Source organism: Sphingomonas sp. SRS2 (assembly GCF_000971055.1).
Lineage (GTDB): Bacteria > Pseudomonadota > Alphaproteobacteria > Sphingomonadales > Sphingomonadaceae > Rhizorhabdus.
Genome location: NZ_LARW01000097.1, coordinates 30,582 through 48,198, shown reverse-complemented (window position 1 = coordinate 48,198; position 17,617 = coordinate 30,582). Strand labels below are relative to the sequence as shown.

Below are 17,617 nucleotides of genomic sequence, written 5' to 3'. Positions count from 1 at the left end.
GACCCCCGGGGTCGCCTTATCTTTGGCCAGGCGCGGCTCTTTCGCATCGGTGAGACCATGGAAACGCAGAATATTCGTATTCGTCTGAAGGCTTTTGATCATCGTGTGCTCGATCAGGCTACCGGCGACATCGCAGACACCGCCCGCCGTACCGGCGCTCTCATCCGTGGTCCTATCCCGTTGCCGACCCGCATCGAGAAGTTCACCGTGAACCGGGGCCCGCACATCGACAAGAAGTCGCGCGAGCAGTTCGAGGTTCGCACCTACAAGCGGCTGCTGGACATCGTGCAGCCCACCCCGCAGACCGTCGACGCTCTCATGAAGCTCGATCTCGCCGCGGGTGTTGATGTCGAGATCAAACTGGCCTAAGAGGCCGGCTCCGCGCGGGATCGAATCGGTCCCGCGCTCGTCGTTTCTCTCCCTTCGGATTGAGAAGCGACGGAAAGAGTAGGGATACCGACCGGCCCGATCTTCGGATAGGTGCCGGTGCTCTGGTCCCCGCCTTTTCGCAGTAATGCGAAAAAACCGAGCCCAGGCGGGGGCTATCGTACATTGGGCTGGAAGCTTCGGTTCGGACCGGAGCTTTTTTCGTTGGCACGCTCGCCGCTAACGCGAGCCTCTGTTGTGGAAGGAACGGATCATGCGCACTGGCGTGATCGCTAAGAAGATGGGGATGACCCGCCTGTTCCAGGATGATGGCCGGCACGTGCCGGTTACCGTCCTGCAGCTGGAAAATGTCCAGGTCGTGGCTCGCCGCGAACAGGACCGTGACGGCTATGTCGCGGTTCAGCTCGGCGCCGGCACGGCAAAGGCAAAGAATGTTTCGAAGCCGGAGCGCGGCCATTTCGGCAAGGCCGAAGTGGAGCCCAAGGCTTTCGTCGCCGAGTTCCGCGTGTCGGAAGACGGCCTGCTCGACGTTGGAGCGGAAATCTCCGCCGACCATTATGTCGCAGGCCAGTTCGTCGACATCCAGGGCAGCACCCAGGGTAAGGGCTTTCAGGGCGGCATGAAGCGTTGGGGCTTCGGCGGTTTGCGCGCTACCCACGGTGTCTCGGTCTCGCATCGCTCGCTCGGTTCGACCGGTCAGCGCCAGGATCCGGGCAAGGTCTTCAAGAACAAGAAGATGGCCGGTCACATGGGCGCCAAGAACCGCACCCAGCAGAATCTCGAGATCGTCCAGACCGACGCCGAGCGCGGCCTTCTCTTCGTCAAGGGTTCGGTCCCGGGCTCGAAGGGCGGCTGGCTCCTCGTCAAGGACTCGGTCAAGATCGCCGCACCCCAGGGTACGCCGTTCCCGGCCGGCCTGAAGTCGGTGGCCAACAGCAACAATGCGCCTGCCGAGACGCCTGCGGAAGTGACCGCGGCGCCTGAAGCGGCCGAAGGCCAGGAGGGCTGATCATGAAGGTCAAGGTTCAGACCCTCGACGCCAAGGCATCGGGCGACATCGAGCTCAACGACGAGATCTTCGCCGTGGAGCCCCGCGCAGACATCCTGCACCGTGTTGTCACCTGGCAGCTCGAGAAGCGTCGCGGCACCGCTCGCGGTGCTCGTGAGCGCTCGGACGTCGCGCGCACCGGTAAGAAGTTCGGTCGCCAGAAGGGCGGCGGTACGGCGCGTCACGGCGACCGCCGCGCTCCAAACTTCATCGGCGGCGGTAAGGCTCATGGTCCCCGCGTCCGCGACTTCAATCCATCGCTGAACAAGAAGGTTCGTGCGCTTGGCCTGAAGATGGCGCTGTCGTCGAAGGCCAAGGACGGAAAGCTGCTCATCCTCGACACGCTGACCGTCAAGGAGTCCAAGACCAAGTCGCTGCTCGCGCAGATCGGCAAGCTTGGCTTCGGCAACACCACCCTCGTGATCGATGGCGACATGGTCGACAACGGTTTCGCGCTGGCGTCTTCGAACATTCCGAAGCTCAACGTGATGCCTGCCGTCGGCGCGAACGTGTACGACATCCTGAAGCATGAAACGCTGGTGCTGACGCGCGCCGCGATCGAAAAGCTGGAGGCGCGCTTCAATGGCTAAGAAGGAAGGCGTGGTGGACAACCGCCACTATGACGTGGTGCTCAAGCCCCACATCACCGAAAAGACGACGCTGCTTTCGGAGCATAACGCCGTTGTTTTCCAGGTTGCCGGCGATGCCAGCAAGCCGGAGATCAAGGCCGCTGTCGAAGCGCTCTTCAATGTCAAGGTGACGGGCGTGAACACGATCGTCGCCAAGGGCAAGACGAAGCGCTGGAAGGGTACGCCCTACAAGCGCTCCGACGTGAAGAAAGCGATCGTGACGCTGGCCGAAGGCCAGTCCATCGACGTTACGACGGGAATCTGAGGCCATGGCGCTCAAGCATTATAACCCGACGAGCCCGGCCCGCCGCGGCCTGATCCTCGTCGACAAGTCCGCACTGCACAAGGGCAAGCCCGTCAAGGCGCTGACCGAAGGCAAGCGCAAGTCGGGTGGCCGCAACAACATGGGCCACGCGACCGCGCGTGGCATCGCGGGCGGTCACAAGCAGAAGTATCGGATCATCGATTTCAAGCGCCGGAAGTGGGATCAGCCCGCGACCGTCGAGCATCTCGAATATGACCCGAACCGCTCGGCGTTCATTGCGTTGGTGAAGTATGAGGACGGCGAGCTCGCCTACATCATCGCACCGCAGCGTCTGACCACCGGCGACGTGGTCGTCGCTGCGAAGAAGACCGACACCAAGCCGGGCAACGCGATGGAAATCGGCCAGGCTCCGGTCGGCACGATCGTCCACAACGTCGAGATGAAGCCCGGCAAGGGCGGTCAGATCGCACGTGCGGCGGGCACCTATGTGCAGATCGTCGGCCGCGACAAGGGCATGGTGATGGTTCGCCTGAACTCGGGCGAGCAGCGCTACATCCGGTCGGACTGCATGTGCACGGTCGGCGCGGTGTCGAACCCCGACAACGCCAACCAGAACCTTGCGAAGGCCGGTCGCAACCGCTGGCTGGGCAAGCGTCCGCTGACTCGCGGCGTCGCCAAGAACCCGGTCGACCATCCCCATGGCGGTGGTGAAGGCCGGACCTCGGGTGGCCGTCATCCGGTTACTCCGTGGGGTAAGCCGACCAAGGGTGCGCGTACGCGTCACAACAAGTCGACCGACAAGTTCATCATCCGTTCGCGTCACGCGAAGAAGAAGAGGTAATCCATGGCCCGTTCCGTTTGGAAAGGTCCGTTCGTCGATCTTCACCTTCTCAGGAAGGCGGAAGGCGCTCAGGACAGCGGCGCTCGCGCCCCGATCAAGACCTGGTCGCGTCGCTCGACCATCCTGCCGCAGTTCGTTGGGCTCACGTTCAACGTCTATAACGGCCGGAAGTTCGTGCCTGTCTCGGTCAACGAGGACATGGTCGGTCACAAGCTGGGCGAGTTCGCGCCGACGCGCTACTTCCCCGGTCATGCCGATAAGAAGGGTAAGCGCTGATGTCGAAGTCCGCATCCCCGCGCAAGGTCGGTGAGAAGGAGGCTCTTGCGGTCGCCACCACCGTCCGCGGCAGCCCGCAGAAGCTCAATCTCGTCGCGGCCCTGATCCGTGGCAAGAAGGCCGGCGACGCGCTCAACATCCTGACCTTCTCCAAGAAGGGCATGGCTATTGACGTTCGCAAGGTGCTCGCCTCGGCGATCGCCAATGCCGAGAACAACCACAATCTCGACGTCGACGCGCTCGTCGTGAAGGAAGCTTCGGTCGGCAAGTCGATCGTCATGAAGCGCTTCGCTACCCGCGGCCGCGGCAAGTCGACCCGCATCATCAAGCCGTTCGCGCGTCTTCGTGTCGTCGTGCGCGAGCAGCAGGAAGAGGCTGAATAATATGGGTCAGAAGTCCAACCCGATTGGTATGCGGTTGCAGATCAACCGCACCTGGGACAGCCGCTGGTACGCCGACGGCGCCGACTATGGTCGTCTGCTGCTCGAGGATCTCAAGATCCGGAAGCACATCATGAAGGCGATCCCGCAGGCCGCGATCTCCAAGGTCGTGATCGAGCGTCCCGCCAAGCTGTGCCGCATCTCGGTCTATGCTGCCCGTCCCGGTGTGATCATCGGCAAGAAGGGCGCGGACATCGAAAAGCTGCGCCGCGCGCTCGGCAAGATGACCTCGTCGGAAGTCTCGCTGAACATCGTCGAAATCCGCAAGCCCGAGATCGACTCGAAGCTCGTGGCCCAGGGCGTCGCCGATCAGCTCGAGCGTCGCATCGCCTTCCGCCGCGCCATGAAGCGCGCGGTGCAGTCGGCGCTGCGTCTCGGCGCAGAGGGCATCCGGATCACCTGCGCCGGCCGTCTCGGCGGCGCGGAGATCGCGCGGACCGAATGGTATCGCGAGGGCCGGGTGCCGCTGCATACGCTGCGTGCCAATGTCGACTATGCCGAAGCCGAAGCCCACACCGCCTATGGCGTGTGCGGTATCAAGGTCTGGATCTTCAAGGGTGAAATCCTTGGTCACGATCCGATGGCCCAGGACCGGCTCATGATGGAAGCTCAGACGTCGGGGGTCCGGCCGGCGCGATAAGGGGTTCCCCCTTATCAGCGTCGCCTGATCGACCGGACAATCGGTGTCAGAAGGCGATAAGAAATGCTGCAACCAAAGCGCACTAAATACCGCAAGGCTCACAAGGGCCGCATCCATGGCAACGCGCCCGGTGGCGCGACGCTGAACTTCGGTTCGTTCGGCCTCAAGGCCCTCGAGCCGGACCGGATCACCGCACGCCAGATCGAAGCGGCTCGCCGCGCGATCACGCGTCACATCAAGCGCCAGGGCCGCTTGTGGATCCGCATCTTCCCGGACGTTCCGGTCTCGTCGAAGCCTGCCGAAGTCCGCATGGGCTCGGGTAAGGGTTCGCCGGAGTTCTGGGCCGCCCGCGTCAAGCCCGGCCGTATCCTGTTTGAACTGGACGGCGTGCCCGGGCCGCTTGCCCGCGTCGCCTTCGAGCGCGCGATGGAGAAGCTCCCGATCAAGACCAAGGTGGTCGCCCGCTTCGGCGAGTCCATCTACGAGGACGCATAAGATGGCGAAGATTGCCGATCTCACTGCCAAGACCGACGATCAGCTTTCCCAGGATCTGGGCGAGCTGAAGCGTGAGCAGTTCAACCTGCGTTTCCAGGCTGCGACCAACCAGCTTGAGAAGCCTAGCCGCGTGCGTGAGGTCCGTCGGACCATTGCGCAGATCAAGACCCTGCAGACGCAGCGCTCCGCTGCGGCCGCGAAGTAAGGAGGCCTAGCCATGCCGAAGCGCGTGCTGACCGGAACGGTGGTCTCCGACAAGACCGACAAGACCGTGGTGGTGAAGGTCGAACGTCGCGTGAAGCACGCGATGTACGGCAAGATCATCAAGCGGTCGAAGAAGTATCACGCCCACGACGAGACTAACCAGTATCGCGAGGGTGAGACGGTGCGCATCGAAGAGACCGCGCCGATTTCGAAGCTGAAGTCGTGGAAGGTAGTCGAGCGGGTTGATACCCACGCGACGCCTAACCACGCCTGATTACGGAAGGGTCTGAACAATGATCCAGATGCAGACGAACCTCGACGTTGCTGACAACAGCGGCGCCAAGAGGGTGCAGTGCATCAAGGTGCTGGGCGGTTCCAAGCGCCGTTTCGCGACCGTGGGCGACATCATCGTCGTCTCGATCAAGGAAGCGGCTCCGCGCGGCAAGGTCAAGAAGGGTGACGTGCATCGCGCGGTCATCGTGCGCACCGCCAAGGACATTCATCGTCCCGACGGTTCGACGATCCGCTTCGATGGCAACGCCGCCGTCCTGATCAACAAGAACAGCGGCGAGCCAATCGGCACCCGCATCTTCGGCCCGGTTGTCCGCGAGCTCCGTGCCAAGAACCACATGAAGATCATCTCGCTCGCGCCTGAGGTGCTGTAATGTCCGCGCTGAAGATCAAGAAGGGCGATCGCGTTGTAGTCCTGTCCGGCAAGGACAAGGGCAAGACCGGCGAAGTCACCAAGTCCTTCCCGAAGGACGCCAAGGTGATCGTGTCGGGCGTCAATGTCTCGACCCGCCACCGCAAGGCGAGCCAGACGAACCCGCAGGGCGGCCTCGAGCGCATCGAAGCGCCGATGCATGTCTCCAAGGTCGCGATCGCGACCAAGGACGGCAAGCCTTCGCGCATTCGTTTCGAGGTGAAGGACGGCAAGAAGGTCCGCGTCGCGGTCAAGACCGGGGAGACGATCAATGGCTGATGCCTACATCCCGCGCTTCAAGTCGCTGTATGATGACAAGATCATCGCCGCGATGACCGAGAAGTTCGGCTACAAGAACGTCATGGAAGTGCCGAAGATCACCAAGATTGTCCTGAACATGGGCGTTGGTGAGGCGACCCAGGACAAGAAGAAGGTCGAGAAGGCCGCGCAGGAAATGACGCGGATCGCGGGCCAGAAGTCCGTGATCACCAAGGCGAAGAAGTCGATCGCGCAGTTCAAGCTGCGTGAAGGCATGCCGATTGGCGCGAAGGTCACTCTCCGCCGCGAGCGCATGTACGAGTTTCTCGACCGCTTCGTCACGATCGCGCTTCCCCGCGTTCGAGATTTTCGTGGACTGAACCCCAAGTCGTTCGACGGCCGCGGCAACTATGCCACCGGCCTGAAGGAACAGCTGATCTTCCCGGAGATCAGCTATGACTCGGTGGACCAGATCCGCGGCATGGACGTCATCATCGCCACCACGGCGAAGACCGACGATGAAGCGCGCGAGCTGCTTCGTCTTTTCGGCTTCCCCTTCCCGGTGGAAAATCAGGATCAGAAGCAGGCCGCGTAAGCGGTCTGCTTAGAGAAGGAAGAACTTAAGTCATGGCGAAACTGAGTTCGATCAACAAGAACGAGAAGCGCAAGAAGCTGGTCAAGGCTTATGCGGGCAAATATGCGCGTCTGAAGGCGATTGCCGACGATGAAGGCAAGGACGAGACCGAGCGGCTGATCGCTCGCCTCAAGCTGGCCGAGATCCCTCGCAATGCGAATCCGACCCGCGTGCGCAACCGTTGCGAAGTGACGGGCCGTCCCCGCGCTTATTATCGCAAGTTCCGGCTTTGCCGTATTCAGCTGCGTGATCTGGCCAACAAGGGCCTGATCCCCGGCGTTACGAAGTCGAGCTGGTAAGGAAGATAAAGATGGCTCTGACCGATCCCCTGGGTGATTTGCTCACCCGCATCCGCAACGGGCAGCGCGCCCGCAAGGACAGCGTGCTTTCGCCCGCTTCCAAGCTGCGCGCCCGCGTTCTCGACGTGCTTCAGCGCGAAGGCTATATCCGTGGCTATAGCGAGGAAGACCTCGCCGGCCACAATGGCCTGCGCATCGAGCTGAAATATTTCGAAGGGCAGCCTGCGATCCAGCATGTCGCCCGTGTCTCCAAGCCTGGCCGCCGCGTCTATTCGGGTTCGAAAGAACTCCCGCGCGTCCGCAATGGCCTGGGCATCACCATCGTCTCGACGCCAAAGGGTGTTCTGTCCGACGCGGAAGCGCGCGAACAGAATGTCGGCGGCGAGGTTCTCGCGGAGGTCTTCTGATGAGCCGCATTGGTAAGAAGCCAGTCCCCGTTCCCGCAGGCGTCACCGCCGCGATCGAAGGCAAGACGCTTTCGGTCAAGGGTCCGAAGGGCACGCTGACGCTGAGCCTGGCCGACGAGGTCACCTATGCCGTCGAAGACGGCTCGATCTCGGTACAGCCATCGAACGAGACCAAGCGTGCGCGCTCCTTCTGGGGCATGCAGCGGACGCTGGTGCAGAACCTGATCACCGGCGTGACCGAGGGTTATACCAAGACCCTCCAGATCACCGGCGTCGGTTATCGCGCCAACGTTCAGGGCAAGAACCTGAAGCTGCAGCTCGGCTACAGCCATGATGTCGACTTCGCGATCCCGGAAGGGATCACGATCGCGACGCCCGATCAGACCACGATCAATATTTCGGGCATCGACAAGCAGCAGGTTGGCCAGGTTGCCGCCGAAATCCGCCGTTGGCGCAAGCCGGAGCCCTATAAGGGCAAGGGTATCAAATACGCCGGCGAGTATATCTTCCGTAAGGAAGGGAAGAAGAAGTAATGGCCAAGGGTCTCTCTCTCTTCGAACGCCGCCGTCGGCGCGTTCGTACCGCGCTCCGCGCCAAGGGCGGCTTGCGTCCGCGCCTTTCGGTGCATCGTTCGGGCCGTCATATCTATGCTCAGGTCATCGACGACGAGGCCGGCCGCACGGTCGCTTCGGCTTCGACCCTCGAGAAGGATATGAAGGGCAAGACCGGCGCCACCGCCGACGCAGCTGCGTCGGTCGGCAAGGCGGTTGCCGAGCGCGCCAAGAAGGCGGGCGTCACGCAAGTGGTGTTCGATCGTGGCGGCTTCCTGTTCCATGGCCGCGTCAAGGCGCTGGCCGATGCTGCCCGCGAAGGCGGATTGGAGTTCTAAATGGCTGACGAAACCGAAATCCAGGCGGCTGCGCCTGCTGAAGCCATTCCCGGTGCCGAAGGCCAGGGCGAACGTCGTGGTCGTGGCGGCCGTGGCCGTGGCGGTGGCGGCGGCAATGACCGTGGCCCCGGCCGTGGTGGCCGTGACGGCAATCGCGGTCGTCGTGACGATCGCAACAAGGGCGGCGACGATCAGGGCGAAGAACTGATCGAGAAGCTGGTCCACATCAACCGCGTCTCCAAGACGGTGAAGGGCGGCAAGCGCTTCGGCTTCGCGGCGCTGGTCGTCGTGGGCGACGGCAAGGGCCGTGTCGGCTTCGGCCATGGCAAGGCGCGCGAAGTGCCGGAGGCGATCTCCAAGGCGACCGCCGCCGCCAAGAAGGCGATGGTCCGCGTGCCGCTGCGCGAGGGCCGGACGCTGCATCATGACGGCAAGGGCCATTTCGGCGCTGGCCGCGTGACGGTCCGCACCGCGCCTCCGGGCACCGGCATCATCGCCGGCGGTCCGATGCGCGCGATCTTCGAGAGCCTCGGCGTCCATGACGTCGTGACCAAGTCGGTCGGCACCTCGAACCCCTACAACATGATCCGGGCGACTTTCGAAGCGCTCGGCGAACAGACTTCGCCGAAGTCGGTTTCGCAGCGTCGTGGCAAGAAGATCGCCGACCTGCTGGGTCGTGGCGGCGCTTCCGCTCCGGTCGCTGAGGCCGAAGCGGCGGCGATTACGGAGTAATCGACATGGCTGCCAAGACCATCAAGGTGACCCAGACGGGTTCGCCGATCCGCCGTCCCACCGACCAGCGTGCAACGCTGATCGGCCTCGGCCTCAACAAGCTGCATCGTACCCGCGAGCTTCAGGACACGCCGGCTGTGCGTGGCATGATCGCCAAGGTGCAGCACATGGTGAAGGTCGAGGATTAATCCTCGACCGGATCAGCCGGCTCTCGGGGCTGGCAAAAAGACGCGAAGGGGGCTAATGGCCCCCTTCCTCTATTCAGCGCGAACATAGCGAAAGCGAGTGCACGAACATGAAACTCAACGATCTCCGCGATAATGCAGGCGCCCGTAAGGGCCGGGTCCGTGTCGGACGCGGTATCGGCTCAGGCCTGGGCAAGACCGGCGGCCGCGGCCAGAAGGGCCAGAAGAGCCGCTCGGGCGTCTCGATCAAGGGCTTCGAAGGCGGTCAGATGCCGCTCCACATGCGGCTGCCGAAGCGCGGCTTCAACAACATCTTCGCCAAGGACTATGCCGAGGTGAACCTCGGTGCGATCCAGAAGCTGGTCGACGCCAAGACGCTCGACGCCAAGGCCCTCATCGATCACGAGGCGCTCAAGGCAGCCGGCGTGGCGCGCGGCGGCAAGGACGGCGTGCGTATTCTCGGCAAGGGCGAGCTCACCGCGAAGCTGTCGTTCAAGGTTGCTGGCATCTCTGCCGGTGCCAAGGCCGCGATCGAGAAGGCCGGCGGTTCGGTCGAAGTGATCGAGGTGGTTCCGGCCGCCGACAAGGCCAAGGCGAAGCATCGCACCGTCCAGAAGGTGCGTGCTGCCGACAAGGAAGCCAAGAAGGCTGCGGCCAAAGCCTGAGCCGCCTCGCATTCGGGCTTAGACAAGCGCGACGCGAACACTATATGAGGCGGCGGCGGGACCGATAAGGTTCGCCGCCGCTTTTATTTCGGGGTCAGAAAACACATGGCATCCGCAGCCGAACAAATGGCCGCCAACATCAACCTGGGCCAGTTCGCCAGGGCGACCGAGCTCAAGAAGCGCCTGTGGTTCACGCTTGGCGCGCTCATCATCTTCCGTCTGTTGAGCCATGTGCCGCTGCCGGGTCTCGACCCGCGCGCGCTGCAGACGCTGTTCGACACGACGCGGGGCGGCGTGCTCGACTTCTTCAACGCCTTTTCGGGCGGTGCGCTTACCCGCATGTCGCTGATTGCGCTCGGCGTGATGCCCTACATCACCGCCTCGATCGTGGTGCAGCTGGCGACCTCGCTGTCGCCGACGCTCGCCGCGATCAAGAAGGAAGGCGAAAGCGGGCGCAAAAAGCTCAACCAGTACACCCGCTATGGCACGGTGCTGCTCACGGCCATCCAGGGCTATTTCATCGCGGTGGGCCTTGAGACCTGGGGTGCGAGTGCGGGGATGGAGGCGGTCGTCGTCGATCCCTATCTTTTCCGCGTCACCACCGTGATCTCGCTGATCGGCGGCACGATGTTCCTGATGTGGCTCGGTGAGCAGATTACCAGCCGCGGCATCGGCAATGGCGTCTCGCTCATCATCATGGCGGGCATCGTATCGCAGCTGCCCACGGCCCTCGCCAATCTGTTCGAGGGCGGCCGCACGGGCTCGCTGTCGGCGTTCTTCATCATCGCGGCGGTCGCCGGCGTGATCCTGCTCGTCGCCGGTATCGTGTTCATGGAGCGTGCCCAGCGCCGCGTGCTGATCCAATACCCCAAGCGGCAGACCGCGCGGGGACATATGCAGGCGGACAAGAGCCACCTGCCGCTCAAGATCAACACCGCCAATGTGATCCCGCCGATCTTCGCCTCATCGCTGCTGCTTATGCCGCTGACGGTCAGCCAGTTCGCCGGGCAGCGCGTCGCGGGCGAGAGCAGCTGGGGCGATTTCGTCATCGCCATGAATCAGTATCTCCAGCACGGCACCCCACTTTACATGGGGCTCTACGCGGCCGGGATCATCTTCTTCTGCTTCTTCTACACTGCAGTCGTCTTCAACCCGGAAGAGACGGCGGACAATCTGAAGCGCTATGGCGGCTTCATCCCCGGCATCCGGCCGGGCAAGAACACCGCCGATTATCTCGACTATGTGCTGACCCGGATCACCGTGATCGGCGCTGCCTATCTGACCTTCATCTGTCTGGTGCCTGAATATGTCACCGCGCAATATGGTCTGGGCCTTGCCCTCGGCGGCACCAGCCTGTTGATCGTGGTCAACGTGACGATCGATACCGTGACGCAAATCCAGAGCCATCTGCTCGCCCATCAATATGGCGATCTGATCAAGAAGGCCAAACTCAAGGGGGGAACTCGCCGGTGACAAACCTGGGGTTCGTGCGAGGTTTCGCCTCGTGAATATCATATTGTTGGGACCGCCCGGGGCCGGCAAGGGTACGCAAGCGTCGATTCTCGTCACCGAGCGCGGCATGGTGCAGCTCTCGACGGGCGACATGCTGCGTGCCGCGGTCAAGGCAGGCACTCCAATCGGGGTCCAGGCCAAGGCGGTGATGGATGCCGGCGGGCTGGTGTCGGACGAGATCGTCTCCGGTCTGATCGGCGAGAAGCTCGACAGCATGGCGGCGTCGGAAGGTGCTATCTTCGATGGCTATCCACGCACTGAGGCGCAGGCCGTCTCGCTCGATGAGATTCTTGCTGGCCGCGGCCGTACCCTCGCGCATGTCATCGAGCTCGAAGTCGATGAGGATGCGCTCGTCGAGCGGATCACCGGCCGCTACACCTGCGCCAGCTGTGGCGAAGGCTATCACGACACGTTCAAGCAGCCCAAGGCAGCCGGAACCTGCGACAAATGCGGTTCGACCGAGTTCAAGCGCCGGCCCGACGACAATGAGGAAACGGTGCGCACCCGCATGGCCGAGTATCGCGCCAAGACCGCGCCGATCCTGCCGCTCTACGAAGCACGTGGGCTGGTAAAGCGCGTCGATGGCATGGCCGATATGGGCGATGTTTCGGCGGCAATCGCAAAGATCCTCGGAAGCTGATCCGCTATGGCAATCGGCTCTGAGGAGCCGGTTGCTAAAGTCGCTTTGGGTTCGCAACGATTTCGTGCATGTTGCGCGCTGTCATGGAACAGCAACCGGTCAGGCGACGGAGACGGCGGAGGCGGCGTTCATCCAGCGTCGGCCGCGAGAGCGTTGCATGGCTCACCTATTTGTTCAGCCTGGCGCGCCGCGCCTATCACTGGGCGGCGCTTTTCCTGATCGTCGGCATTATCCTGGCATTGGGCCTGGGCGGCCCCAGCTCTCTGCTTGAATCCATATTTCTGTGGTGGGGGCATTGGTAAGCCGCAAGATACGGCGCCGCACCGCCAAAAGATGCATTTGCGACGATATCATTCAAGCAACATGGCGTCGGCGACATAATTGGTTAAATTCTCCCACAAAATCCTGCTGAAAGTCCTTGCTCGCTTGCCCGAATCGCGGGATGCCTCCGATTACGGGCGCCGAGTCTCATGGGGATAGGATTGCGCCTGAGGAGCAGGGGAATTCAATTATGGCCGTTTCTGATCATGTCGACTTGGCGTCGTTCGTCGAGGGTGTGAAAAAGCGCAATCCGGGTCAGCCCGAATTTGCCCAGGCGGTGCAGGAAGTCGCCGAGGATATCTTCGACTTCATCGCCGACAAGGAACAATACCACAAATATCAGATCCTCCGCCGCATCGCGGAGCCCGATCGCGTGATCAGCTTCCGCGTCTGCTGGGAGGACGACAACGGCAACATCCGCGTGCAGCGTGGCTGGCGCGTCCAGAACAACAATTCGATCGGGCCGTACAAGGGCGGCATCCGCTTCCATCCGTCGGTGACGGAGAGCGTTCTGAAGTTCCTGGCGTTCGAGCAGACCTTCAAGAACGCGCTGACCGGCCTGCCGATGGGCGGCGGCAAGGGCGGCTCCAACTTCAACCCGAAGGGCAAGAGCGCCAATGAAGTGATGCGCTTCTGTCAGAGCTTCATGAACGAGCTCTATCGCCACATCGGCGCGGACGTGGACGTCCCCGCTGGCGACATCGGCGTGGGTGGCCGAGAGATCGGCTATATGTTCGGCCAGTATAAGCGCCTGACCAACGAGTTCACCGGCGTGCTGACCGGCAAGGGCCTTGAATATGGCGGCTCGCTGATCCGTACCGAAGCGACGGGCTATGGCGCGGTGTACTTCCTGAACGAGATGCTGAAGCACAAGGGCAAGGAGATGGTCGGCCTGAACGCGGTCGTCTCGGGTTCGGGCAATGTCGCGACGCACGCCGCCGAGAAGATCAACCAGCTGGGTGGCAAGGTGCTGACCCTGTCGGACTCGGAAGGCTATATCTACGATCCGGAAGGCATCACCCAGGAGAAGGTCAACTGGGTCAAGGAACTCAAGAATGTCCGCCGCGGCCGCATCTCCGAATATGTGAAGGAGTTCAAGGGCGCCCAGTTCCACGGCGGCGGCGCGCGTCCGTGGGCCGTGCCCTGCGACGTGGCGGTGCCTTGCGCGACGCAGAACGAGCTCAATGCCGATGAGGCCGCGGTGCTCGTGAAGAATGGCTGCATCGCGGTCGCCGAAGGCGCCAACATGCCGACCACGCTCGAAGGCACCCATGTCTTCAAGAAGGCGAAGATCCTGTTCGCGCCGGGCAAGGCCGCCAATGCCGGTGGCGTTGCGGTTTCCGGCCTCGAGATGAGCCAGAATTCGGCGCGCATCTCGTGGAAGGAAGAGGAGCTTCAGCGCCTCCTGCTCGACATCATGCAGGGCATCCACTCGCGCTGCATCGAATATGGCGGTGCCGCCGGCAGCGATCATATCGACTATGTGAAGGGCGCGAACATCGCGGGCTTCAAGAAGGTCGCCGACGCGATGCTCGCTTACGGCGTGGTGTGATCCATCGCCCCTGACGGGTTGAGGACGGGGCGTCCGCTCAGGATTGAGCGGGCGCCCCTTTCTTTTGTGGCCGGTGATCGGCGGGATGCGTCCCACGCTTCAGGAAATGCCGCTCGACCAGCCACCAGCTCGCGACGCCGGCCGCCAGGGCCAGCAGCATCGAGAGCAGGATGAAGAGCGGGAAGGGAAGGTCGAGCGTCGCCACCAGCATCTGCTGGATCACATAGGCGTAGAGATAGGCGCCGTAGGAGAAGTCCCCATGGCGGGCGAATCGCGACAGGCGGATGCGGGGATGATAGGCGAACCAGAAGACCAGATAGGCGAGCACCGGCGGCGCGATCAGATGCGCCGCGATCATTCCGCCAGCACCGCGTCCGCCGAGGTGGAAAGCCATGAAGCAGGCGATCAGGCCGGCGATCAGCAGTGGCGTCGAACGCGGGATATGATCGCGCAGCAGATAGGCGATCATGCCCAGGAGGAAGTTGGGCAGCACCCGGAACCATTGATAGGGAAAGCCGATGACCTCGGCGACCAGCGCGGGGCCGCCCGGTTTGCGCCCGGTCGCGTCGAGCCAGCACCAGGTCGCGATTACCGCTAGGTAGAGCAGGGGCACCGTCCAGCGTCGCACGCTCAGCGCCAGTATGCCGAGCAGCGCCAGTCCGAGATAGCACAGGAATTCGTACTTGATGCTCCACAGTGCCCCGTTGACCGCGGTGATCGGGTTGCCCGTGAAAGGTTCGGGCAGAGGGAAGATATTGCCGAGCAACAGATTGCCGGCGATCGTGCGCGCGATGTCCGCGAGGTCCAGCGCGAAGCCAGGCGGAGCGAAGATCGGGATGACGATGAAGGCGCAGACCGACGTCGCGGCCAAATAGCCCGGATAGATGCGGCGGATTCGTTTCGACAGGAAGCTGCCGAACGAGCGCGATTGCTCGAAACTGCGTGCTATCAGGAAGCCGCTGATGACGAAGAACACCCAGACGCCGATATTGCCGCTGTTGTAATGGCCGTTGGTCGCGATCGACAGCGGCTCGCGCTCTTCGCTGCCGAGCGCCAGCGCATAGCTGTGCGAAAACACGACGAGCAGCGCCATCATCAGGCGGAGGGCGTCGAAATTGTTGCGATAGAAGCCGGCGCCATCCTGGGGTATCAGCAGACCCCGGCCCAGGCGATCACCGGCCCGCATGTGGCGCGGGCGTCCCCGTCGTCGGTCTTCGTCCGCCAACCCCGATCAGCATCCCCATTCCTCCCTGCGTCGGCCATCGCTATAGGCCGGGATGCTCAGTGCTCCAAGGATATGCGCGCCTTGCACCTTGTCGCCAAAAGTGTGTAATTGAGTCCGGTCACGCGCTTGACAGTCTCGGACTCGCGCAGTAGTGACGCTCGCTCCCATACCGCTCTGATCGGTGCCGCTTTGCGCGCGTGCCGTGTTTGTTGCGTTCTGGGGGCGGCCCCGGTCCAATGGGGCGAGCGTCGAGATGGGGTGGTTCGCCAGCTACCCCGTGGAGCAGGAGAATTGCACAGTGGCACGTATCGCGGGCGTTAATATCCCGACCAACAAGCGCGTCGAAATCGCGCTGACCTATATTCACGGCATTGGCTCGACCAAGGCCAAGGAAATCACCACCAAGCTCGGTATCGAGCCGCAGCGTCGCGTCCAGGACCTCAGCGATCAGGAAGTTCTCCAGATCCGCGAGGCGATCGACGCCAGCTATACCGTGGAAGGCGATCTTCGCCGCCAGGTGGCGATGAACATCAAGCGCCTGATGGATCTGGCCTGCTATCGCGGCCTGCGTCATCGCAAGGGCCTTCCGGTCCGTGGCCAGCGCACGCACACCAATGCGCGCACCCGCAAGGGCAAGGCCAAGCCGATTGCCGGCAAGAAGAAGTAATGGGCTTGAGTGCCGGGCCTTCGGGTTTCGGCATTCGCTCCTTCAGGTAGGAAACGGATAACATGGCACGTGAACCCCAGCGCATTCGCCGCCGCGAGCGCAAGAACATCACCGCCGGCGTCGCGCATGTGAACGCCAGCTTCAACAACACGATGATCACGATCACCGACGCACAGGGCAATGCAATTGCTTGGTCGTCGGCGGGCATGATGGGCTTCAAGGGGAGCCGCAAGTCGACCCCTTACGCCGCCCAGGTCGCCGCCGAGGACGCGGGCAAGAAGGCCGCCGAACATGGCGTCCGCACGCTCGAAGTCGAGGTCAAGGGCCCCGGCTCGGGCCGCGAGTCGGCGCTGCGCGCGCTCCAGGCGGTCGGCTTTCACATCACGTCGATCCGTGACGTGACGCCGATCCCGCACAATGGCGTTCGTCCGTCGAAGCGCCGTCGCGTCTGATCCGGCACGGAGGCTGCGGCCTTCGTTTCAAATCTTCCGGCAGGTGGCCTTCCGCGCCTGCCATACCCCAAGGGGAACACAGTGGCTGTCAACGCAAAGAACTGGCAGGAACTCAAGAAGCCGAATGGCCTCGAAAAGAAGTCGGGCGGCGATAGCAAGCGCAAGGCGACCTTCGTCGCTGAGCCGCTCGAGCGTGGCTTCGGCCTGACGCTCGGCAACTCGCTGCGCCGCGTGCTGCTGTCCTCGCTGCAGGGCGCGGCCGTTACGTCGATCAAGATCGAGAACGTCCTTCATGAGTTCTCGTCGCTCGCGGGTGTCCGCGAAGACGTGACCGATATCGTCCTCAACGTGAAGCAGATCGCGCTCAAGATGCAGGGCGAGGGGCCGAAGCGCCTCCAGCTCTCCGCCACGGGCCCGGCTGAAGTCACCGCGGGCATGATCGCCTCCACCGGCGACATCGAGGTGATGAACCCCGATCTCGTGATCTGCCACCTCGATGAGGCCGCGACGCTCAACATGGAGCTGACCGCCGACATCGGTAAGGGCTATGTCACCGCCGCGGCGAACCGTCCGGTCGACGCGCCGATCGGCCTCATCCCGGTCGACGCGCTTTATTCGCCGGTCCGTCAGGTCGCCTATAAGGTCGAGAATACCCGCGTCGGACAGGAGCTTGACTATGACAAGCTCACCCTGACGATCGAGACCGACGGCACCGTGACCCCCGAGGACGCACTCGCCTATTCGGCGCGCATCCTGCAGGATCAGCTCCAGCTGTTCGTCCACTTCGACGACGGCATGGCCATTTCGGCCCCGACCGCGGGCGCCGCTTCGCCGGCTGCCGGTGGTGCAGAGCCCGAAGGCGACGCCAACCAGCTCAACCGTTACCTTCTCAAAAAGGTCGACGAGCTGGAACTCAGCGTCCGTTCGGCCAATTGCCTCAAGAACGACAACATCATCTACATCGGCGATCTGGTCCAGAAGACCGAAGCCGAGATGCTGCGCACGCCGAACTTCGGCCGCAAGTCGCTCAACGAGATCAAGGAAGTCCTCGCTTCGATGGGGCTGCGCCTGGGCATGGAAATCCCCGGCTGGCCGCCTGAGAATATCGAGGAAATGGCCAAGAAGCTCGAACAGGAATTCTGATGCGTGCGGGGAGGCTTGCCTCCCCGCTCCATCGAACAGGGTAGGGGCGGTGCCCTCAATCACCGCCTGGCTTGGGGTACCTCGCACGGCCCTCTGACAAACGAAGGA

General features: G+C 62.9%; 29 protein-coding genes. 28 read left to right on the top strand and 1 reads right to left on the bottom strand.

Annotated features, from left to right (window positions below):
- Positions 1 to 57 precede the first annotated feature (57 nt).
- From rpsJ to gdhA, 25 genes are all read left to right on the top strand, one after another.
- A complete protein-coding gene (gene rpsJ, locus WP12_RS14165; RefSeq protein ID WP_011952197.1) occupies positions 58 to 369 on the top strand; it encodes a 30S ribosomal protein S10 in 312 nt (103 codons plus the stop codon).
- A 271-nt stretch (positions 370 to 640) separates the two neighbouring features.
- Positions 641 to 1,396, top strand: a complete 756-nt coding sequence (gene rplC / locus WP12_RS14160) for a 50S ribosomal protein L3 (protein WP_046194385.1) — start codon at positions 641 to 643, stop codon at positions 1,394 to 1,396.
- 2 nt (positions 1,397 to 1,398) lie between these two features.
- Positions 1,399 to 2,025, top strand: a complete 627-nt coding sequence (gene rplD, locus WP12_RS14155) for a 50S ribosomal protein L4 (protein WP_046194323.1) — start codon at positions 1,399 to 1,401, stop codon at positions 2,023 to 2,025.
- Positions 2,018 to 2,329: a 50S ribosomal protein L23 gene (locus tag WP12_RS14150; RefSeq protein WP_046194322.1), complete on the top strand. Its 312-nt coding sequence runs from the start codon at positions 2,018 to 2,020 to the stop codon at positions 2,327 to 2,329. Before rplD ends, WP12_RS14150 begins: the two co-directional genes overlap by 8 nt.
- Positions 2,330 to 2,333: 4 nt before the next feature.
- Positions 2,334 to 3,170 (top strand): 50S ribosomal protein L2, encoded by an 837-nt coding sequence (gene rplB / locus WP12_RS14145; protein WP_046194321.1) that lies wholly within the window; start codon positions 2,334 to 2,336, stop codon positions 3,168 to 3,170.
- 3 nt (positions 3,171 to 3,173) lie between these two features.
- Positions 3,174 to 3,446: a 30S ribosomal protein S19 gene (rpsS, locus tag WP12_RS14140; RefSeq protein WP_046194320.1), complete on the top strand. Its 273-nt coding sequence runs from the start codon at positions 3,174 to 3,176 to the stop codon at positions 3,444 to 3,446.
- Positions 3,446 to 3,829: a 50S ribosomal protein L22 gene (rplV, locus tag WP12_RS14135; protein ID WP_046194319.1), complete on the top strand. Its 384-nt coding sequence runs from the start codon at positions 3,446 to 3,448 to the stop codon at positions 3,827 to 3,829. The genes rpsS and rplV overlap by 1 nt, the downstream gene beginning before the upstream one ends.
- Position 3,830: 1 nt before the next feature.
- The gene (gene rpsC / locus WP12_RS14130) at positions 3,831 to 4,526 is read left to right on the top strand and encodes a 30S ribosomal protein S3 (RefSeq protein WP_046194318.1); all 696 of its coding nucleotides are present in this window, start codon (positions 3,831 to 3,833) and stop codon (positions 4,524 to 4,526) included.
- Positions 4,527 to 4,589: 63 nt separating this feature from the next.
- Positions 4,590 to 5,021 (top strand): 50S ribosomal protein L16, encoded by a 432-nt coding sequence (gene rplP / locus WP12_RS14125; RefSeq protein ID WP_046194317.1) that lies wholly within the window; start codon positions 4,590 to 4,592, stop codon positions 5,019 to 5,021.
- A gap of 1 nt (position 5,022) precedes the next feature.
- Positions 5,023 to 5,226 carry a 50S ribosomal protein L29 gene (gene rpmC / locus WP12_RS14120; protein ID WP_046194316.1) on the top strand — a complete coding sequence of 68 codons (204 nt, stop codon included), beginning with the start codon at positions 5,023 to 5,025 and terminating at the stop codon, positions 5,224 to 5,226.
- Between the two features lie 12 nt (positions 5,227 to 5,238).
- Positions 5,239 to 5,499, top strand: coding sequence for a 30S ribosomal protein S17 (gene rpsQ / locus WP12_RS14115; protein ID WP_046194315.1), 261 nt, complete (start codon positions 5,239 to 5,241; stop codon positions 5,497 to 5,499).
- A 19-nt stretch (positions 5,500 to 5,518) separates the two neighbouring features.
- On the top strand, positions 5,519 to 5,890 hold the full coding sequence (gene rplN, locus WP12_RS14110; protein ID WP_046194314.1) for a 50S ribosomal protein L14: 372 nt from the start codon (positions 5,519 to 5,521) through the stop codon (positions 5,888 to 5,890).
- Positions 5,890 to 6,207, top strand: coding sequence for a 50S ribosomal protein L24 (gene rplX, locus WP12_RS14105; protein ID WP_046194313.1), 318 nt, complete (start codon positions 5,890 to 5,892; stop codon positions 6,205 to 6,207). The genes rplN and rplX overlap by 1 nt, the downstream gene beginning before the upstream one ends.
- A complete protein-coding gene (gene rplE, locus WP12_RS14100) occupies positions 6,200 to 6,781 on the top strand; it encodes a 50S ribosomal protein L5 (RefSeq protein ID WP_046194312.1) in 582 nt (193 codons plus the stop codon). The genes rplX and rplE overlap by 8 nt, the downstream gene beginning before the upstream one ends.
- Positions 6,782 to 6,813: 32 nt before the next feature.
- Complete coding sequence (gene rpsN / locus WP12_RS14095; RefSeq protein WP_046194311.1) at positions 6,814 to 7,119, top strand: 30S ribosomal protein S14; 306 nt, start codon at positions 6,814 to 6,816, stop codon at positions 7,117 to 7,119.
- Positions 7,120 to 7,130: 11 nt separating this feature from the next.
- Positions 7,131 to 7,526, top strand: coding sequence for a 30S ribosomal protein S8 (gene rpsH, locus WP12_RS14090; RefSeq protein WP_046194310.1), 396 nt, complete (start codon positions 7,131 to 7,133; stop codon positions 7,524 to 7,526).
- Positions 7,526 to 8,059: a 50S ribosomal protein L6 gene (gene rplF / locus WP12_RS14085; protein WP_046194309.1), complete on the top strand. Its 534-nt coding sequence runs from the start codon at positions 7,526 to 7,528 to the stop codon at positions 8,057 to 8,059. Before rpsH ends, rplF begins: the two co-directional genes overlap by 1 nt.
- The gene (gene rplR, locus WP12_RS14080; protein ID WP_046194308.1) at positions 8,059 to 8,415 is read left to right on the top strand and encodes a 50S ribosomal protein L18; all 357 of its coding nucleotides are present in this window, start codon (positions 8,059 to 8,061) and stop codon (positions 8,413 to 8,415) included. The genes rplF and rplR overlap by 1 nt, the downstream gene beginning before the upstream one ends.
- Positions 8,416 to 9,147 (top strand): 30S ribosomal protein S5, encoded by a 732-nt coding sequence (gene rpsE / locus WP12_RS14075; protein ID WP_046194307.1) that lies wholly within the window; start codon positions 8,416 to 8,418, stop codon positions 9,145 to 9,147.
- 5 nt (positions 9,148 to 9,152) lie between these two features.
- A complete protein-coding gene (rpmD, locus tag WP12_RS14070; RefSeq protein WP_046194306.1) occupies positions 9,153 to 9,335 on the top strand; it encodes a 50S ribosomal protein L30 in 183 nt (60 codons plus the stop codon).
- Between the two features lie 107 nt (positions 9,336 to 9,442).
- On the top strand, positions 9,443 to 9,997 hold the full coding sequence (gene rplO / locus WP12_RS14065; protein ID WP_046194305.1) for a 50S ribosomal protein L15: 555 nt from the start codon (positions 9,443 to 9,445) through the stop codon (positions 9,995 to 9,997).
- Positions 9,998 to 10,102: 105 nt separating this feature from the next.
- Positions 10,103 to 11,470: a preprotein translocase subunit SecY gene (gene secY / locus WP12_RS14060; protein ID WP_046194304.1), complete on the top strand. Its 1,368-nt coding sequence runs from the start codon at positions 10,103 to 10,105 to the stop codon at positions 11,468 to 11,470.
- A gap of 31 nt (positions 11,471 to 11,501) precedes the next feature.
- Positions 11,502 to 12,149, top strand: a complete 648-nt coding sequence (locus tag WP12_RS14055; RefSeq protein WP_046194303.1) for an adenylate kinase — start codon at positions 11,502 to 11,504, stop codon at positions 12,147 to 12,149.
- A 68-nt stretch (positions 12,150 to 12,217) separates the two neighbouring features.
- Positions 12,218 to 12,451, top strand: a complete 234-nt coding sequence (locus WP12_RS14050; RefSeq protein ID WP_046194302.1) for a hypothetical protein — start codon at positions 12,218 to 12,220, stop codon at positions 12,449 to 12,451.
- Positions 12,452 to 12,660: 209 nt separating this feature from the next.
- On the top strand, positions 12,661 to 14,022 hold the full coding sequence (gene gdhA / locus WP12_RS14045) for an NADP-specific glutamate dehydrogenase (protein WP_046194301.1): 1,362 nt from the start codon (positions 12,661 to 12,663) through the stop codon (positions 14,020 to 14,022).
- Between the two features lie 37 nt (positions 14,023 to 14,059).
- Here gdhA and WP12_RS14040 read toward each other — a convergent pair whose 3' ends face one another.
- Complete coding sequence (locus WP12_RS14040) at positions 14,060 to 15,208, bottom strand: acyltransferase family protein (protein WP_235399142.1); 1,149 nt, start codon at positions 15,206 to 15,208, stop codon at positions 14,060 to 14,062.
- 337 nt (positions 15,209 to 15,545) lie between these two features.
- Between WP12_RS14040 and rpsM the strand changes: the two genes are divergently transcribed.
- From rpsM to WP12_RS14025, 3 genes are all read left to right on the top strand, one after another.
- On the top strand, positions 15,546 to 15,914 hold the full coding sequence (gene rpsM, locus WP12_RS14035) for a 30S ribosomal protein S13 (RefSeq protein WP_046194300.1): 369 nt from the start codon (positions 15,546 to 15,548) through the stop codon (positions 15,912 to 15,914).
- Positions 15,915 to 15,976: 62 nt separating this feature from the next.
- Positions 15,977 to 16,366: a 30S ribosomal protein S11 gene (rpsK, locus tag WP12_RS14030; RefSeq protein ID WP_011952170.1), complete on the top strand. Its 390-nt coding sequence runs from the start codon at positions 15,977 to 15,979 to the stop codon at positions 16,364 to 16,366.
- 81 nt (positions 16,367 to 16,447) lie between these two features.
- A complete protein-coding gene (locus tag WP12_RS14025) occupies positions 16,448 to 17,509 on the top strand; it encodes a DNA-directed RNA polymerase subunit alpha (RefSeq protein WP_046194299.1) in 1,062 nt (353 codons plus the stop codon).
- Positions 17,510 to 17,617 lie beyond the last annotated feature (108 nt).

What these genes read in the sequence shown, in the direction of transcription:
- rpsJ (WP_011952197.1), top strand. Translation starts at nt 58, where the DNA reads ATGGAAACGCAGAATATTCGTATTCGTCTGAAGGCTTTTGATCATCGT.
- rplB (WP_046194321.1), top strand. Translation starts at nt 2,334, where the DNA reads ATGGCGCTCAAGCATTATAACCCGACGAGCCCGGCCCGCCGCGGCCTG.
- WP12_RS14150 (WP_046194322.1), top strand. Translation starts at nt 2,018, where the DNA reads ATGGCTAAGAAGGAAGGCGTGGTGGACAACCGCCACTATGACGTGGTG.
- rplD (WP_046194323.1), top strand. Translation starts at nt 1,399, where the DNA reads ATGAAGGTCAAGGTTCAGACCCTCGACGCCAAGGCATCGGGCGACATC.
- WP12_RS14050 (WP_046194302.1), top strand. Translation starts at nt 12,218, where the DNA reads ATGTTGCGCGCTGTCATGGAACAGCAACCGGTCAGGCGACGGAGACGG.
- rpsS (WP_046194320.1), top strand. Translation starts at nt 3,174, where the DNA reads ATGGCCCGTTCCGTTTGGAAAGGTCCGTTCGTCGATCTTCACCTTCTC.
- rplO (WP_046194305.1), top strand. Translation starts at nt 9,443, where the DNA reads ATGAAACTCAACGATCTCCGCGATAATGCAGGCGCCCGTAAGGGCCGG.
- rpsQ (WP_046194315.1), top strand. Translation starts at nt 5,239, where the DNA reads ATGCCGAAGCGCGTGCTGACCGGAACGGTGGTCTCCGACAAGACCGAC.
- secY (WP_046194304.1), top strand. Translation starts at nt 10,103, where the DNA reads ATGGCATCCGCAGCCGAACAAATGGCCGCCAACATCAACCTGGGCCAG.
- rplC (WP_046194385.1), top strand. Translation starts at nt 641, where the DNA reads ATGCGCACTGGCGTGATCGCTAAGAAGATGGGGATGACCCGCCTGTTC.
- rpsH (WP_046194310.1), top strand. Translation starts at nt 7,131, where the DNA reads ATGGCTCTGACCGATCCCCTGGGTGATTTGCTCACCCGCATCCGCAAC.
- rpsE (WP_046194307.1), top strand. Translation starts at nt 8,416, where the DNA reads ATGGCTGACGAAACCGAAATCCAGGCGGCTGCGCCTGCTGAAGCCATT.
- rplR (WP_046194308.1), top strand. Translation starts at nt 8,059, where the DNA reads ATGGCCAAGGGTCTCTCTCTCTTCGAACGCCGCCGTCGGCGCGTTCGT.
- rplX (WP_046194313.1), top strand. Translation starts at nt 5,890, where the DNA reads ATGTCCGCGCTGAAGATCAAGAAGGGCGATCGCGTTGTAGTCCTGTCC.
- rplF (WP_046194309.1), top strand. Translation starts at nt 7,526, where the DNA reads ATGAGCCGCATTGGTAAGAAGCCAGTCCCCGTTCCCGCAGGCGTCACC.
- rplV (WP_046194319.1), top strand. Translation starts at nt 3,446, where the DNA reads ATGTCGAAGTCCGCATCCCCGCGCAAGGTCGGTGAGAAGGAGGCTCTT.
- gdhA (WP_046194301.1), top strand. Translation starts at nt 12,661, where the DNA reads ATGGCCGTTTCTGATCATGTCGACTTGGCGTCGTTCGTCGAGGGTGTG.
- rpsN (WP_046194311.1), top strand. Translation starts at nt 6,814, where the DNA reads ATGGCGAAACTGAGTTCGATCAACAAGAACGAGAAGCGCAAGAAGCTG.
- rpsC (WP_046194318.1), top strand. Translation starts at nt 3,831, where the DNA reads ATGGGTCAGAAGTCCAACCCGATTGGTATGCGGTTGCAGATCAACCGC.
- rplN (WP_046194314.1), top strand. Translation starts at nt 5,519, where the DNA reads ATGATCCAGATGCAGACGAACCTCGACGTTGCTGACAACAGCGGCGCC.
- rpsK (WP_011952170.1), top strand. Translation starts at nt 15,977, where the DNA reads ATGGCACGTGAACCCCAGCGCATTCGCCGCCGCGAGCGCAAGAACATC.
- rplE (WP_046194312.1), top strand. Translation starts at nt 6,200, where the DNA reads ATGGCTGATGCCTACATCCCGCGCTTCAAGTCGCTGTATGATGACAAG.
- rpmC (WP_046194316.1), top strand. Translation starts at nt 5,023, where the DNA reads ATGGCGAAGATTGCCGATCTCACTGCCAAGACCGACGATCAGCTTTCC.
- rpmD (WP_046194306.1), top strand. Translation starts at nt 9,153, where the DNA reads ATGGCTGCCAAGACCATCAAGGTGACCCAGACGGGTTCGCCGATCCGC.
- rplP (WP_046194317.1), top strand. Translation starts at nt 4,590, where the DNA reads ATGCTGCAACCAAAGCGCACTAAATACCGCAAGGCTCACAAGGGCCGC.
- WP12_RS14040 (WP_235399142.1), bottom strand. Translation starts at nt 15,208, where the DNA reads ATGCGGGCCGGTGATCGCCTGGGCCGGGGTCTGCTGATACCCCAGGAT.